Raw genomic sequence first — 15,510 nt, 5'->3', positions numbered from 1 at the left:
TTCAAAAGATCGTGCAGGTAACCGGCTTGACCGTCCAGGAAGTAGAAACACTGAATTAATACTGATAAAAAGTTTCTAGCTTTTTATAATGCGGAATCCCTGATAAACATACCCCCTGGTACTCTGATTCGAAGGATGGAATTATTGTCAAATTCATTGATAAATATAACAATACCTGTTTGGGGCATAATAAATTCCGATTGGGGTAGAGCGCTCTATACTTTTTCGTAGAATACTAGTCGGTGTTGGTTATCATCGCTATTTTTTGCGATGTGTTGGCGCCGAATAATCCTGACAAAATCGATATGAGTGTACGGTTTGCCGAGCGGTCTTTTGCGATGCCGTTGGGAGCGGATGCGTACGGACGGTGCATATTTTCAAGACTGCTGTACGGCACGCGCTATTCCATGGGACTTGCCGCCGATATTCCTGCCTATCTTTTGGAAAAGTATCCGCATGAATTGTCGGGCAGTCAGCAAAAAAGGATATGCATTATCCGTGTGCTATCTATCAGACCGAAGCTCGCCGTGCTGGATGAAGCCGTCGCGGAGTCGCCGTATCAATACGATAAAGCGCGTGCGGTGTCTCTGCTTGAGCACGCCGGTTGGACGGAACTGAATGGCAAGGGAATACGGATGCGCAACGGAACGCCATTACAGTTGCGGGCGATTTATCAGAGTGCAAAGCCTATCGACGAGCAAATACTGACGGCGGTGAACATACCGATTGCTTACGCGAGGGAAATGGCGGTATACAATTCGGAAAAAGTGAAGGATATTGCGTTTGCCGACAATCCGTACAGCCTCGATATGACGCGGGTAATAGTGTTTTCCCACAGATAATAATACACCCCGATATTCCAAAGGCCGTGGACTGCGGCTACCAGTGCGATGCTTACCGCCGGATGAAACATCTGTTTGAGCTTGAGATAGGCAACGCGGAATACGATTCCGGCTCCTGCGGCGAAAAGCATGGAAGAAAATCCGAGGTAACGGTGCGCCAGTGTGAAGAGTAGGAGAGCGGGAAATTCGGTGAGACACAATTCGAAAAACGCCCCTGTGTTATTCTCGCAACATATACACGGAAAAGACGACTGCGGCAGATCGACGGTGTTTTCCGAGCAGCTTGCCGCTGCGGGCAGATTTTTTTGCAGCCGCGGTTCGATATAACTGGCATAGATGCGGTTCAGCCGATTTGGAGTATAGAGCCGGTATAGCGCTTCTTCATACGCGGCTGCATACACCGTATAAAAGCAGAATACACACTGTGCATACAATCCCTCCGGCTTTGGCGGGAGGGTAAACGGCACCGTTGAAAACAGCGGAGGCGCCAGTAAAAAAGCAAACACCAGTGCGCATTCAATAAAAAGCAGATTCTCTTTTTGTGTCATGTCATTCCGTTTCATTGCATCTCCGTTCTGTCTGTCAATTCCGGTATATCGGCATATAAGCGGCAATGCGCATCGGATTCTTTAGGGCATCTTCTAAAAACTCAGGTATAGTTTTTAGAAGATGCCTTTAAACAAATACAGTGCCGGAGATGGATGCAGATTGGTAAAAGGCGGTATATTCCTATAAATCATCCTTTAATGCCGAAGATTTTGCATAAGCGGTAGACTTTGCTTCAAAGAAATCCGTTTTGATGAGGTTTGCATTGCTGTACTGACTCACCCAGCTCATAGAAGCAGGTTCTTCACGGTGTCCTTCGTACAAGGGTTCAAAGCCGAGGTTTTCGCAGCGGAGGTTGCCGAGGTACTGAATATAGTCGGTAACCATGCCGCGGGTTAGACCGGGAATGTCGTCCCCGATAACGTAATGCCCCCATGCAATTTCCTGTTCACAGCCTTCGCGGATCATACTGCGGAACAGCTCGTTGTTTTCCGGTGTGAACAGCTGCGGCTCTTCCTTTTGCAGCTCATGGATAATCGAGCGGAACAGCCACAGGTGTGTGTTTTCGTCGCGGTTGATGTAGCGGATTTCCTGCACGGAGCCGGGCATCTTGTTATTCCGCCCAAGATTATAGAAAAACATAAAACCGGAATAAAAATACACCCCTTCCAAAATATAATTGGCGATGGCTACCTTGAGCAAGGCAAGGGCGCTCTTATCATCCTGAAAATCATTATACAAGTCACCGATAAATTTGTTCCGTTTGAGCAAATGCTCATCATCCTTCCATTGATAGAGAATTGCCGTCCGCTCGTCGGGGGAACAGATGGTGTCGAGCATGTAGCTATAGCTCTGCGAATGCACCGCCTCTTGAAATGCCTGGATGGTAAGGCAAAGATTCACCTCGTTCGCAGTGATGTATTGTCCGACGTTCGGTAAATTGGCAGTCTGAATACTATCTAAAAAAATGAGGAAGGACAAAATTTTATCGTATGCTGTTTTTTCCGCAGGGCTGAGCTTGCGGTAATCCTGCACATCGGTATTCATATTGATTTCTTCCGGTATCCAGAAATTATTCATCGCCTGCCGGTACCACTCACTCGCCCACGTATACTTCATATTGTTAAAGTCGTTGAGGTTGGTGGTGTTGCCGCCGATCATCTTCCGTAAATGAACTTCGATATCGCCTGTTTCATTAAAAAGCTTTTTGCGGGAAAGTACGGTTTTATTATTTATCATAAAAATACTCCTTATACAAAAACTTCTTCGTGCGGAGGGATTAATGCTCCGCCACTTTTTGAGCCGTAACCAAAGAGAATAGCACATTTTTTGAAAATAAGCTATCGGAATATGCAGCAAACTGGACAAAGAAGGGGGATGCCATCTCTCTTCCTTGACCAAATATCAAAATTCCGATCAACGTATGTCTATCAATTCAATCGCCACTCTATTCAATCGATCAATCAATTGTTTTGGATTTGAAAACAGTTCATATCCTTCTTTTGTCAATGTACAATCAAGCCATGCCGGAAATGTGTTTGTGAGTATAACTTTATCCGTATCGCTATAAACATATATCCGTATCGGTTCATCTCTAAAAGCCCAAATGGTATAGCGGTACAGCAGCTGCTTCCCTTCGTGCACACTTCTTTCCGGTAAAATGCTTCCCGAAAATTGATGGTCATTTGCATCACCGGCATAGACATCCATGACTTTGCCGAATACGTGCAAGATTGACGGGACACGCGCCTCAGATACCAAAAAACCTTCCGCATCATAGACAAAAATATTTTTATCGCTATCTTGATACCGGGCAAGTGCTTTTTTTAACGAAGCAGGTTTGGTCAATATCTTGTATGCTTCTTCGAACAGCTTCCATGCAAACACCTCCGGCATATCATCGCCTTTCGGGGCATTGGGTACGTATGCGATGTGACTGTCGGCGTAGATAAGAAGGCGTATGTCGGCAGATGAATTGTTAGGTATGTCATAGCGATACGCTATCTGAGCGTTTTTAGGTTCCTGTGTAAACGCGGCATCATCGGCGGCAACTGCTGCACTCTCCGTCAATAAATAATCGAAGGATTCAATATCTGCGCGCTCTGTGAGTTCACATACCAGCTTATCTTTTGCATCGTACACTCTAATAGCCGGTCTATCTGTTGTTTTACTGTGATCAGCCGCAAAAACAAGTACAGCGCACAGCAAAAAAGCTGTGTAAAAATATATGCGTTTCGCCATGGTGAACCTCTTATTTGCTCATATTATTAATTCGCGCATATCGCGTTGAGGTGTTGCTTCCTAACCACTATAAAAACCGCCCTTGAAATTGTTTTTCAAAGCCGATTGAGGTGGGTGAGCCATGTCCTGAATAGACTTTTGTCTCTGCCGGTAACGAGGCAAAGAGCCGTCTAAGTGATTGGTATATTTGCTCTTCATTGCCGCCGAGCAAGTCTGTTCTGCCGCGGGAACCGTAAAAGAGGGTATCTCCGCTGAAAAGAATCCCCGCTTCTTTGTTCCAAAGGCAGACGGAGCCTTGAGTATGACCGGGAGTATGCAATAGGGTAAAACCGTTTACACTGTCTCCTTCGTTATAATAATTGGTAGCATCAGGAAGCGGCATTTGATCCAATGGTTCCAGTATTTTTTGCACACGGAGAGGTCCAAAGCATTGCTCATGCGTTTTCTTTGCATCTCTGCCAAGATAGGCTGCGTCAGCTCTGTGAATCCATAAACGGTGATCTGGATAGTGTTTTACCAGTTCAGGCAGTCCGCCAACATGATCAAAATGACCGTGTGTCAGCATGATTTCAAGATGCTGCGGGTTACGTTGCTGAAGATACGCTTCTAACTCACTGCTGAATCCCCCCGGATCAATGACGGCAACATCGGTTTCGTTGAGCGGAAACACCCATGTATTGACCATTAAATAGCCCGTTTCAAATTTTTCTATCGCATATTCCATAAGCGTATCCTTTTATGAGCGTTGTGTACACGGTACAGAGAGTAGTAAACCTGTTCGGCAACGCAGTTATCGAACAGGTCTAGTATGTATTACAGGGATGTATATTGAAAATCCCATGTAAGTTTTTAATGATGTATATGATGAAACATTAGGGCATCTCTGAAAACGCAGGTATAACTTTTAGAGGTTCCCTATTACTCTAAGCTCGAATGCTGTTGAAAAATCTTCATAGATTTTAATACAAAAAAACCGATTTTCAGCTCTTAGCGGCATAAGAAACCGGTAAGGGCATTCAATCGGTCTTTTGATGAAGATGATCAATTAGTATGACTTAGAGTCATAGGATTTTCGGTTCTTTTTCATCAGTTTGCGCTGAAGCGCTTTTTTCTTCCTATTCAAGATAGTAGAAGGCTTTTCGTAATACTCGCGCTTTTTCCATTCGCGGATAATGCCTTCTTTTTCAACCTGACGTTTAAAGCGCTTAATAGCTTTTTCGAGGTTTTCGGAATCATCAATAACGATACTTGCCACTTACAAAATCACCTCCAATGGATGTATGTCCTTAGTATCTTACCGGTGCAAAACGCCATGATATTAACCATCACGCCCAGTCTCTTCACGATAGCTGTTTTACCGGCTTATGTCAAGCAGATGTGTCATCAAAAACGCTTCCGAATCCATGCTTTCGTCCATAAAAACGCTAGCAATTTTTCATTAAATTTGCTATGCTCAAAAATCGAGTAGAAATTTTGAGGGGATGCGCCGATGAGTATAGGAATGATCATTAATCTGATGCGGAATGGGATTTTTCACGTATTTATTTTAGCAGCGCCGATTTTGCTGGCAGCCCTCATTGTCGGGTTAATTATTGCTATTTTTCAAGCAACAACCTCTATTCAAGAGCAAACACTCACTTTTGTACCGAAGATTTTAACTATTTTGGGTATGCTTGCCCTGTTAGGAGGTTGGATGTCGGGGGTGCTGCGGGATTATACCATCCGTTTGTTCGAGATTATTCCGCAACTGGTACAAGGCTAGGCTGAGGTAAGGCTGTATTCATCATGGATCCTAATCCTTTCTCATTTTTATTGGCAAAGGCTCCTCTTTTCTTTTTAGTGTGCGTGCGGATATTTGCGATAATTTCTACCACGCCGCTTTTATCAACACGGGCTGTGCCGCGTATTGCAAAAATTTCCTTAGCTGGGCTGGTTGGCTTTTTGGTGCTGCCGGTAGCCTACGGCTCTCCCTTGGATGTGCAGGGGTTTAACCTACAATATGCCCTGCTTGCGGTCGGGGAGGGGCTGCTCGGTGTGCTGACCGGTTTTTTTATCAGCATGATCTTTGCAACGTTTAGTACGGCAGGGCAGTTTTTTTCGTATCAGATGGGCTTCGGCGCTTCTGAAGTATATGATGCCCTTGCGCAGATAGAAAATCCGCTGATGGGGCAATTCCTCAATTTTATTGCGGTACTGATTTTTTTGCAGATTAAGGGTTTTCAAACCCTGTTTCTCGGCGGGGTGCTCCGCAGTTTTCAGTCAATCAACTGTTTCATGTTTATTCAAAAACAAGAAGTGCTCACTTCATTCTTTTTAACGGGGCTGAGCGGTCTTTTTTTGAACGCGATGATGATTGCAATGCCGGTGATGGGTACGCTCTTTCTAGTGCATGTTTCGATGGGGTTGCTGTCAAAGGCAGCGCCGCAGATGAACTTACTTTCAGAAGGTTTCCCTATCACTATTTTACTGACTTTCTTCCTTTTAACGGTGTCGCTGCCGTTTATGGCAAACTTCTTTATCAGGATTATGGAAAACGGATTTGCTGCTTTTGAAAGCCTGCTCATCCGCGCAGGAGGGAGCATCTAATGCAGGATTTTTTTATCGACCTCCAGTGGTTTGCGGCTGAAGATGAAGGACGGACGGAAGACCCAACCGACTATAAAATACGCAAGGCGCGGGAAGAAGGACGGGTTGCAAAAAGCCAAGATATAAATGCGGCTCTTGTGCTGCTGTTTCCTGCCGGGGCTTTGATTTTCCTCTCTTCTTTCTTTTTGGAAGATTGTATGGAAATCCTCCGGTTTTTCTTTTTGCGGAGCACACAGGCGGATATACGGAGCGGTATTTGGTTCGGTATCTTTGTGCAGTATTTTCTCAAACTGGCGCTGCCGCTTGCGCTGATCGCATTGCTTGCCGGGGTTATCGCAAATATCATTCAAAACAATGGATTTTTATTTTCCACTAAACCGATTCAGCCTCAGTTTAACCGTATTGTCCCGGATTTTATGCGTTTTTTTAAGCGGGCGCTCTTTTCCGCAGAAGGTTTGTTTAATTTTGCAAAGTCGCTCGGAAAGGTTACAGTGCTTGTGTTTGCCGCCTTTATTATGATTAGGGCGAATATCCCTCATTTTATTGAGCTGTTGTCGGTTAGTTTTCCTCAGGCTATTTTTTTTATTGCCGGACTTGCGGCAAAATTGCTTGCAACGGCTGCTCTGCTGCTGCTGATCCTTGCGATTCCCGACTATTTCTTCCAGCGGAAGCAGTTTATCGATTCTTTAAAGATGACCAAGCAGGAAATAAAGGATGAATACAAAGAATTGGAAGGTGATCCGCAGGTTAAAGGACGGATTAGGCAGCAAATACAGGCAATTCTTTCGCAGAATGCTATTAGGAACGTCCCTAAGGCTGATGTGATCATCACCAACCCTACTCACTTTGCTATTGCAATGCAGTGGGATCGTAAAACAATGGCTGCTCCGATGGTCTTGGCAAAGGGTGCTGATGCGATGGCGCAAAAGATAAAAGCAATAGCCCGCGAGCATAATATCCCGCTTATAGAAAATAAGCCCCTTGCCCGTGCGCTCTATGCGAAAGTCCAAATCGGTGATATAATCCCTGAGGAATATTATCAGGCGCTTGCGGTAGTATTTAGGGAAGTGTATACGCTTAACAACAAAATTGAGGAACTTTATAGAAGATAATTATGGCAGGAAAAAAATATAATATTGATATGGCTGTTGCCTTCACCGTTATTTTGATGGTGTTGCTCTTTATTATCCCTCTCCCCACGTTTTTGCTCGACTTCTTTATGGCGTTGAACCTTACCTTTAGCCTCATTGTGCTGCTGATTGTATTGTTTACCGTGCGGGCTACCGATTTTTCGGTTTTTCCGTCGTTATTGCTGCTGAGTACTATTTTCGGGCTGGTGCTGAACGTGTCTTCTACACGGCTCATCCTTTCAAAAGGTGAAAAGTTCGATGGCGCGATGATACGGGCATTCAGTTCTTTTGTGGTTGGGGCAACGGGGAGTCAAGGTCTCGTTATCGGTTTTGTTATTTTTATCATTCTCATTGCAGTACAGGCGTTTGTTATCACGAAGGGTGCGAAGCGGGTTGCCGAGGTTTCTGCCCGATTTAAGCTGGACTCCCATCCGACAAAAAGTATGTCGATTGATGCGGAATACAATGCCGGAATTATTACGGATGAGGAGGCGCGGCAGCGTAAAGAGCAGCTTCAACGCGAAGATGACTTCTACGGGGCGATGGATGGAGCAAATCAGTTTGTTTCCGGGAACGTAAAGGTCGGTATTTTTATTACGGTGGTGAACGTAATTGCAGGTTTGATTATCGGAATGGTGTTTAGACGGGAGGCGTTTGACAGCGCTTTGCGTACCTACACTACGTTGACGATCGGAGACGGGCTGCTTGCACAGCTGCCGTCGCTTTTTTTGTCGGTTGCAACCGGTCTGCTCGTTACCCGTATGATTGATGAAGGTTCGTTCGGGCAAGATATAAAAAAGCAGTTTTCCCAAATCGGCTGGATTTATTTTGTCGGAGCCGGTACCATCGCTATTATGGCTATCCTGCCCGGCTTCCCGCACGCAGTGCTTTTTGTGATTGCCGGTATGCTGACGGTGATGGGCTGGGCAATTATCAAGACTGAACGGGCAGGCAAGATTGTAAAAGAAAAGCAAACAACGCAAAAACAACCCGGTCAGCAGCAGCGTCCGGGCGGCAGCGGGGAACCGGCAGCGGGCGAAGTTGCTCCGATTGTACCGCTTGATCCTCTTTCGCTGGAGCTTGGCTATGCACTGATCCGCCTGGTGGATAAAGACCGCGGAGCTGAACTGCTTGAGCGTATTACCCGTATTCGGCGGGAAACAGCGCTTGACCTCGGTTTGGTTGCTCCGCGCATCCGCATTATAGATAACATGCGGCTTGAGCCGAGCGAATATTGTTTTAAAATTAAAGGTGTTGAGGTCGCGCGAGGGAAAATCCGTATGGGCTGGTACCTCGGCATTAACCCCGGCGGTGTTTCCGAAGAGATTCCGGGAGAGCGTACCGTTGATCCTACATTCGGACTTCCGGCTGTCTGGATATCGGAAGAGAATCGTGACCGGGCAGAGCGCGCCGGTTACACGGTGGTAGACCCGCCTGCTATTATTGCAACGCACCTCACCGAGATTATTAAAAAGCATGCTGCCGAAATTCTGGGACGGCAAGAGGTGCAGAGTATTATGGAAGCGCTGCGTAAGGACTATCCGGCTGTCATCGACGAAGCTTCAAAGGTGTGCAGTCTCGGCGAGGTGCAGAAGGTACTGCAAGGTTTGCTGCGTGAACAAGTTTCAATCCGTAATACAATCGTTATTTTGGAAACGCTTACGGATTTCCGCCCCATTACTTCTGAAATCTCTGTATTGGTTGAAAAAGTGAGGCAGGCGCTTGGACGGCAGATCTGTTTGCAGTATGCGGACGAAAATAAAACGCTGCATGTGCTAACTGTTGAACCTTCGCTTGCACAGAAGATTCTTGAGAGCCAGATGAATACTATCAACGGTCCTGTTGCTGCCCTTGAACCGTCAGAGCAGCGTATGTGGATACGTTCACTGGTACAAGCGGTTACAACGGTGCAGAAAAACGGCTTTTTACCCATCGTGCTTGCACCGGAGGCATCAACCCGTATTTTAATTAAAAACTCAACGGATAGGGAGATACCTGATTTAGTCGTGCTCTCCATCCCCGAAATTGCAAAAGATATACAAGTGGAAGTCATCGGCGAAATTAGATTGGAGCAGGATAAGAACTAATGGAAATTTTTGTTGAGCAAGGCACGACCTATGATAAATGTATAAGACGCATTACTGAAAAATATGGGAGCGACGTTACTATTCTGCGGAGAAAGGATGTTAAAGTCAGCCATCTTTTCGGTCTTTTGAACGCTGATGCAGTAGAAGTAACGTTTTCTGTAAATGATAAAATGCCGAAACGTCCGTCTCTCCTTTCCGGGCAGCAGCCTAAGACAAACGTAAAATTAAGTGATACGGTGCCGCTCGATGAGGAAGCGGAGCGGCTCAAGATTGTCAAACGGTATGCGGAAAAGAATCCGGCTGCTGCCTCGCAGCTGCAGCAGTATGTTGATCTGCTAAATAAAAAGAATGCCTCCGGGAAAGATACGGAGATTACGTTGACACCGGAACAGGCGCAGTCCTTTGAAAAGCTGGTTGAAACGGTTAATCGGCTTGCTGCCCAGGTGGAAAAGCAAAATGCAGCGCAGCCTGATGATGTACATATCAATATTGCAAAGGTACAAAGAATTTTGGAGCAGAATGATTTTTCTCCAGCGTATATTAAAACCCTTTCATCCCGGTTGGAAAGTGAACTCAGCTATACTGAAATAGAAAATTTTACCGTTGTGCAAAAAAAACTACTTGCTCTGCTCGCTGATTCTGTGAAAATTAAACCGTCGGAAACAGGAGCTTCTCCCCGAATTATTTTATTGGTAGGACCGACGGGTGTTGGAAAGACAACAACGCTTGCAAAAATTGCTGCGCAGTACATTGGGAAAAAATCAGAAAAGCCGCTGCGAGTTAAAGTGATTACGATTGATAACTGGCGTATCGGGGCTGCGTATCAAATGAAGCGGTACTGCGAGTTAATGGATATTCCGCTCATGGTGGCATCAAACCCTGAGGAAGTACGCGCATATATGGCAATTTACCGCGAAGAAGCTGATGTTATTTGTATCGACACTATCGGTAGAAGCCCGAATGATCATGAAAAAATTTCGAGTATGCAGGAATATTTTAATGAGCTTGGTGATGATGCAGAAATATACCTGTCTGTATGTGCCGGTACGCGGATCAATGATATCCGTGAGATAATGAAACAGTACTCGGTTTTCAAATATAAGTCTCTGATTATTACAAAATTCGATGAAACTTCGTGTATCGGCAATTTGTTCAGCATCATAGCAGAAACAAATATACCGATAACCTATATAACAGCGGGGCAAGCGGTACCGCAGGATCTCATTCCTGCTGATGTGGAAACATTTTTAAGAAAACTGAAAGGTTTTTCTGTTAGTCAGGATTATATTGATCAGCTCTGCAATCAAGATAAAGATCGGTTTCTCGATGCTTCAGTTGTGTAGAGATGTCCGGGAAGGAACTTCCCAAAACCTCATTTTTAGAGCTGTCCTAGAATCTGCTCCGGGTCGGGGGTGTACGGACGCTTACAAAGCAGCAGTTTTAAAAACTTCAATGGATGGAGAAAAACATGGGTGATCAAGCAGACGGATTACGTCTCTTAATGAAAGAAATACATAAAACAACCGGCGATGCTGTTGAAAAAGAGAAGACCAGGATTATTGCCGTTACAAGCGGGAAGGGCGGAGTAGGAAAGACCAATATTGCAACCAACATGGGAATTGCATACGCACAGATGGGAAAAAAAGTTATCGTCATGGATGCTGATCTTGGACTCGCCAATGTCAATGTAATTTTAAACATCATCCCGCAGTATAATCTCTATCATGTTATTAAAAAACAGAAAAAAATGTCGGAGATTATTATCGACACTCAATATGGCATTAAGATGATTGTAGGCGCCTCCGGCTTTTCGAAAATTGCTAATATGGGGGATACGGAGCGTGATGAATTTATCAAGGAAATGTATACGCTCTCAAATGTTGATATTATTATTATTGATACAAGCGCCGGAGTTTCAAAAAATGTGCTGAGTTTTGTAGCTGCAGCTGACGAGGTTGCCGTTATTACAACCTCTGAGCCGACAGCAATTACCGATGCATACGGTATTATCAAAGTAATTGCAACGGAAGTAGACAATATCGACCTCAATTTAAAGCTGATTGTGAACCGGGTTGATTCAGCGGTGGAGGCAAAGCGTGTTGCTGACCGTATGATCGACATAGCCGGTCAATTTTTAAACCTCAAAATTGAGTATCTGGGCTTTATTTATAATGATCAAGCGGTTAAACAAGCTGTTTTAAAACAAAAGCCCTTTATTGTTATGGATCCGAGCGGAAAAGCTTCAATCTGTTTAAAACACATTGTTGCCCGCCTCGAAAAAACGGAGATACCCGTTGATGGCGGTTTTACCGGTTTTATCAAAAAGCTTTTCGGGCGGACATAAAGACATTTGGGCATCTGCAAAAAACTCGGATGTAGTTTTTAGGCGGTGCCTATGGGTAAGGCAAGACTATCAATTATGACAAAATCTTATACAAAATCAATTTTACACTGCCTTTCTGCTGTGCCCTCAGTTGCAGTTCACGGCAGCGATGTTTCTGTTTCATCCCTTTCGTATGATTCCCGCGAAATCCTCCCCGGAGCTGCGTTCTTTGCACTTCCCGGTATCCATACCGACGGTTCTGCCTTTATCGAAGCTGCGGTTGCGCAAGGGGCAGCGGCAGTTGTGCATCAGAATAGCCTGCCGGTGTACCGGGAAGGCGTTTGCTATGTGCAGGTACCGGATGTCCGTGCTGCAATGGCTGCTGCTGCTGCTGCTTTTTTTGATGAACCGTCCCGGGAGCTAGTAACAATCGGCGTAACCGGTACGGAAGGAAAAACCAGCACCGTAGATTTTATTTGGCAGCTTTTAACCCTATGCGGTAAAAAAGCCGGTTTTTCGTCCACGGTGTCCTACTCGCTCGGCGGCGCTGCCATTGCAAACCCTGCACACCAGACAACGCCTGAGTCCGTTACCGTGCAGGAACGGCTTGCCCGGATGCGCGATAACGGCTGTGAATATGCCGTGGTGGAATCCTCCTCGCATGGGCTTTCACCTCGGACAGCGCGGCTGCTGCATGTGGATTTTGATGCCGGTGTTTTTATGAATGTTACGCAGGAGCATTTGGAATTTCACGGTACCTTTGAACAGTACCGGTACGATAAAGCAAATCTCTTCCGTGCTCTCGATACCCATGCCCACTGCAAAAAAAATGGAACCATTCCGGCATTTGGTGTGGTGAATCGGCAAGACCCCTCTGCGGAGTATTTTATACAGGCTACGCAGCAGCCGGTTTTCGGTTTTTCCGTGGTCAAAGGAGCTGCCGGGGCTTGCACGCCTGGTGTCCTCCACGGCAGTACGGGCGAGCCGGCAAATAGCGGTCTCCCTGCAGCAGCGGTTTCTGTTTCTGCTGCAGCTTGTGATTTGTCTACGAACTCCCTTTCTCCTGCAGCAGCCCCGCTCCGGAATGAGGCAGGGGGCTTATGCGCCTGCAATGTCCGGGAACAGGACGGCGCCCTGCATTTTACGGTTTCCGGCAGTATGCAGGGCAAGGCTGTCAGCTTTGAAGCCGTTGCTTCCGTAACCGGGGATTTTAATGTCTACAATATACTCGCAGCGCTCATTACCGTGCATAATCTCACCGGAAAGCCCTTTGACGAGCTAGTACCGCTGCTATGGCAGCTCTCTCCTGTTAAGGGACGGATGTGCCGGGTGGAAGAAGGGCAGCCGTTTGAGGTGATTATCGACTATGCGCATACCCCCTCGTCGTTTCAGCTCATCATGCCGCCGATTTCAGCGCGGGTTCATGCGCAGGGCGGCAAGCTCATTGCGGTGTTCGGTTCCGGCGGGGAGCGCGATACGGTGAAGCGTCCGGAGCAGGGGAGAATTGCGGCAGACTACTGCGACATTCTGATTTTAGCCGACGAGGATCCCCGCGGGGAAGACCCCGTTGCCTTACTGGAGATGATTGCCGACGGCTGCCCGCAGAAAAAGCGTTCCGAGGAGCTGTTTATCATTCCAAACCGCCCTGCTGCTATCCGGAAGGCTTTTTCCCTTGCCGGTGCAGGCGATACCGTGCTGCTTCTTGGGAAGGGGCACGAAAATTCGATCATCGGGAAGGACGGTGCGGTTCCGTATGACGAATACACCGAAGCCTGCCGTGCAATCAAGGAGCTGCCTCTCACGCCTCTTTACGATAAAATGAAGGAGTAAATTATGAATAATTCCATCCCCAGACCGCCGAAATTTCTCTTTATATCGAGTTTTTTTATATTTAATGGCGTTTTCGGTTTAACATTTTTGTATGCTTGGTTTGCAAAAATTGTGACTAATGATGTGTTATTGCGGATATTTTTGTCTCCGCCTCCGCTGTTTGGGCTTTGTGCCACCATTGGTGCGCCGATCATTTTGTACAAAAAATGTATGACTACGCTTGAAAATTGGCAAACAGAGGCGGATGGGCTTGATAAAGCAAATAGAATGGTTTCGCTGTATTCAATACTTAGCGTCGTTATTCCGGTTCTGCTATCGACTATCGTTCCTTATATTTCATTTGTCTGGGTAGGGATAGATAACAAAATAACTTTGGTTGCCGGTGTTTTAGCAGCGCTCGGTAGTCTCTTTTTTGTATCACTTTTCTTTTATGTTATTTGGCTGGAGAACCTTGAAAAATATGTAAGGTTTTTACCGCTTGAAAAAAAACATATTACGCTCTCGTATGTCGGACGGGGAATGTTTGTTAGCTTTTTTCTATTTGCCGGTATTCTTTTTCTCTGTGTAACCCCGTTTATCGCAAGTCTCTACAACGGTATGGATATGATGACCACCCTTGTGCGTACTGTTCTTCCCGTTTCAATCGTTACGGTCGGCGGGGCACTATTTATCAATTATACACTCTATAAAGGGGTGAATGATGAAATTGACTTGATCCTTGACTTTACCGATCAGCTTTCAACCGGAAATTTTGCGATAAACCGGCTTGAAATGAACCGGCGGGACACTTTTGGACTCTTGGTTGCACGGTTAAACTTGTTTTATGAGAATACGGTTGCCCTATTGACCGGAGTAAAGCATAATACAACAGCCATGCAGGATTCAATCGCAGTGCTGGCAGTTAATACAACCGGCAGTGCGAAGGCGGTGCATCAAATTAGTTCAAATATCGATCAAGTGAAAGAAAAGACGGTAACACAGGCTGCGAGTGTTGCAGAAACGGCAGCTGCTGTGGAGGGAATTATTGAGACTATAGGGCAGCTCAATAGCAGTATCGAGCGGCAGACAGCAAGTGTTGCTCAATCTTCTTCTTCAATAGAAGAAATGACAGCAAATATTGTTTCCATTACCCAAACCCTCGAAAAAACAGATGAGACAATTAAGCGGCTTGCATCCGCGACTGCCGACGGTAAAAATACTCTGCTTAATTCTAATACTGTTACACAAAAAATCGCGGAAGAATCCGGCGGATTGATGGAAGCTAGCACGGTGATACAAAATATCGCGAGTCAAACAAACTTGCTTGCGATGAATGCGGCGATTGAAGCAGCTCATGCCGGTGAGGCAGGGAAGGGTTTTGCCGTTGTTGCAGATGAAATACGGAAGCTTGCTGAAGGATCCGCTGCACAAGGAAAGAATATCACCGCAACACTGAAAACCCTCGGTACGGAAATCGGCGGGTTAGCTTCGTCTTCAAAGACGGTGGAAGATAAATTCAATATCATTTTTGAGCTTTCAGAACAGGTAAAACAAATGAGCACCGATTTGATGAAAGCAATGATAGAGCAAGAAAACAGCAGCAGAGAAGTGCTCGATGCAATTAAAAATATCAATACGGTTACAGCAGCGGTAAAAGACGGCTCGGAAATGATGCTGAAAGAAGGGGAACATGTTTCCGGGGAGATGCGTAAGCTGGATAGCGTAACAAAAATAATCACGGGCAGTATGAATGACATGGCACAGGAGGCTGTGCAAATAAATAAGGCTGTACAGGAAGTGAATGACATTACGCAGCGGAATAAGGAAAGTATTGAGGGGTTGGTGACAGAGGTTTCTAAATTCAACGTATAGTCTTTTGCAAATATACGGCATATCTACTTCGTTGCTGCGCACAAATTAATCCTCAACGTATCAAAGATACGCCT

At 45.7% G+C, this 15,510-nt stretch carries 14 protein-coding genes; 9 read left to right on the top strand and 5 right to left on the bottom strand.

Features of this window, described 5'->3' with window-relative positions; genetic code table 11:
* Positions 1-245 precede the first annotated feature (245 nt).
* Positions 246-842 (top strand): ATP-binding cassette domain-containing protein, encoded by a 597-nt coding sequence (locus tag ACTTJ8_RS09755; protein ID WP_442715374.1) that lies wholly within the window; start codon positions 246-248, stop codon positions 840-842.
* Here the strand turns inward: ACTTJ8_RS09755 and ACTTJ8_RS09750 are convergent.
* The 5 genes from ACTTJ8_RS09750 to rpsU all read right to left on the bottom strand — a co-directional run bounded on the left by ACTTJ8_RS09750 (position 731) and on the right by rpsU (position 4,884).
* Entirely contained in the window at positions 731-1,405 is a 675-nt protein-coding gene (locus tag ACTTJ8_RS09750; RefSeq protein WP_442715375.1) for a CPBP family intramembrane glutamic endopeptidase, read from the bottom strand. The genes ACTTJ8_RS09755 and ACTTJ8_RS09750 overlap by 112 nt on opposite strands.
* Positions 1,406-1,571: 166 nt before the next feature.
* Positions 1,572-2,627, bottom strand: coding sequence for a ribonucleotide-diphosphate reductase subunit beta (locus tag ACTTJ8_RS09745; protein ID WP_442719126.1), 1,056 nt, complete (start codon positions 2,625-2,627; stop codon positions 1,572-1,574).
* 177 nt (positions 2,628-2,804) lie between these two features.
* Positions 2,805-3,629 carry a hypothetical protein gene (locus ACTTJ8_RS09740; RefSeq protein ID WP_442721071.1) on the bottom strand — a complete coding sequence of 275 codons (825 nt, stop codon included), beginning with the start codon at positions 3,627-3,629 and terminating at the stop codon, positions 2,805-2,807.
* Positions 3,630-3,696: 67 nt separating this feature from the next.
* The gene (locus ACTTJ8_RS09735) at positions 3,697-4,353 is read right to left on the bottom strand and encodes an MBL fold metallo-hydrolase (protein WP_442721070.1); all 657 of its coding nucleotides are present in this window, start codon (positions 4,351-4,353) and stop codon (positions 3,697-3,699) included.
* A gap of 321 nt (positions 4,354-4,674) precedes the next feature.
* Positions 4,675-4,884, bottom strand: coding sequence for a 30S ribosomal protein S21 (gene rpsU / locus ACTTJ8_RS09730; RefSeq protein WP_006188264.1), 210 nt, complete (start codon positions 4,882-4,884; stop codon positions 4,675-4,677).
* A gap of 234 nt (positions 4,885-5,118) precedes the next feature.
* Here rpsU and fliQ point away from each other — a divergent pair, with 234 nt between their 5' ends.
* The 8 genes from fliQ (at position 5,119) to ACTTJ8_RS09690 (ending at position 15,436) form a co-directional block, all read left to right on the top strand.
* Positions 5,119-5,391, top strand: a complete 273-nt coding sequence (gene fliQ, locus ACTTJ8_RS09725) for a flagellar biosynthesis protein FliQ (RefSeq protein WP_442715379.1) — start codon at positions 5,119-5,121, stop codon at positions 5,389-5,391.
* A gap of 23 nt (positions 5,392-5,414) precedes the next feature.
* The gene (gene fliR, locus ACTTJ8_RS09720) at positions 5,415-6,215 is read left to right on the top strand and encodes a flagellar biosynthetic protein FliR (protein ID WP_442719130.1); all 801 of its coding nucleotides are present in this window, start codon (positions 5,415-5,417) and stop codon (positions 6,213-6,215) included.
* Positions 6,215-7,327 (top strand): flagellar biosynthesis protein FlhB, encoded by a 1,113-nt coding sequence (flhB, locus tag ACTTJ8_RS09715; RefSeq protein WP_442721069.1) that lies wholly within the window; start codon positions 6,215-6,217, stop codon positions 7,325-7,327. The genes fliR and flhB overlap by 1 nt, the downstream gene beginning before the upstream one ends.
* 2 nt (positions 7,328-7,329) lie before the next feature.
* The gene (gene flhA, locus ACTTJ8_RS09710; protein WP_442719132.1) at positions 7,330-9,432 is read left to right on the top strand and encodes a flagellar biosynthesis protein FlhA; all 2,103 of its coding nucleotides are present in this window, start codon (positions 7,330-7,332) and stop codon (positions 9,430-9,432) included.
* Positions 9,432-10,775 (top strand): flagellar biosynthesis GTPase FlhF, encoded by a 1,344-nt coding sequence (flhF, locus tag ACTTJ8_RS09705; RefSeq protein ID WP_442715383.1) that lies wholly within the window; start codon positions 9,432-9,434, stop codon positions 10,773-10,775. Before flhA ends, flhF begins: the two co-directional genes overlap by 1 nt.
* Positions 10,776-10,900: 125 nt before the next feature.
* Complete coding sequence (locus tag ACTTJ8_RS09700; protein ID WP_442719133.1) at positions 10,901-11,776, top strand: MinD/ParA family protein; 876 nt, start codon at positions 10,901-10,903, stop codon at positions 11,774-11,776.
* A 51-nt stretch (positions 11,777-11,827) separates the two neighbouring features.
* Entirely contained in the window at positions 11,828-13,585 is a 1,758-nt protein-coding gene (murE, locus tag ACTTJ8_RS09695; protein WP_442721068.1) for a UDP-N-acetylmuramyl-tripeptide synthetase, read from the top strand.
* A gap of 3 nt (positions 13,586-13,588) precedes the next feature.
* Positions 13,589-15,436, top strand: coding sequence for a methyl-accepting chemotaxis protein (locus ACTTJ8_RS09690; protein WP_442721067.1), 1,848 nt, complete (start codon positions 13,589-13,591; stop codon positions 15,434-15,436).
* Positions 15,437-15,510: the final 74 nt, after the last annotated feature.

It is taken from the genome of Treponema sp. (assembly GCF_052169735.1).
Taxonomy (GTDB): domain Bacteria; phylum Spirochaetota; class Spirochaetia; order Treponematales; family Treponemataceae; genus Treponema.
Note: the sequence above shows the minus strand (reverse complement) of the source record. Positions and strands in the feature narration are given on the sequence as shown.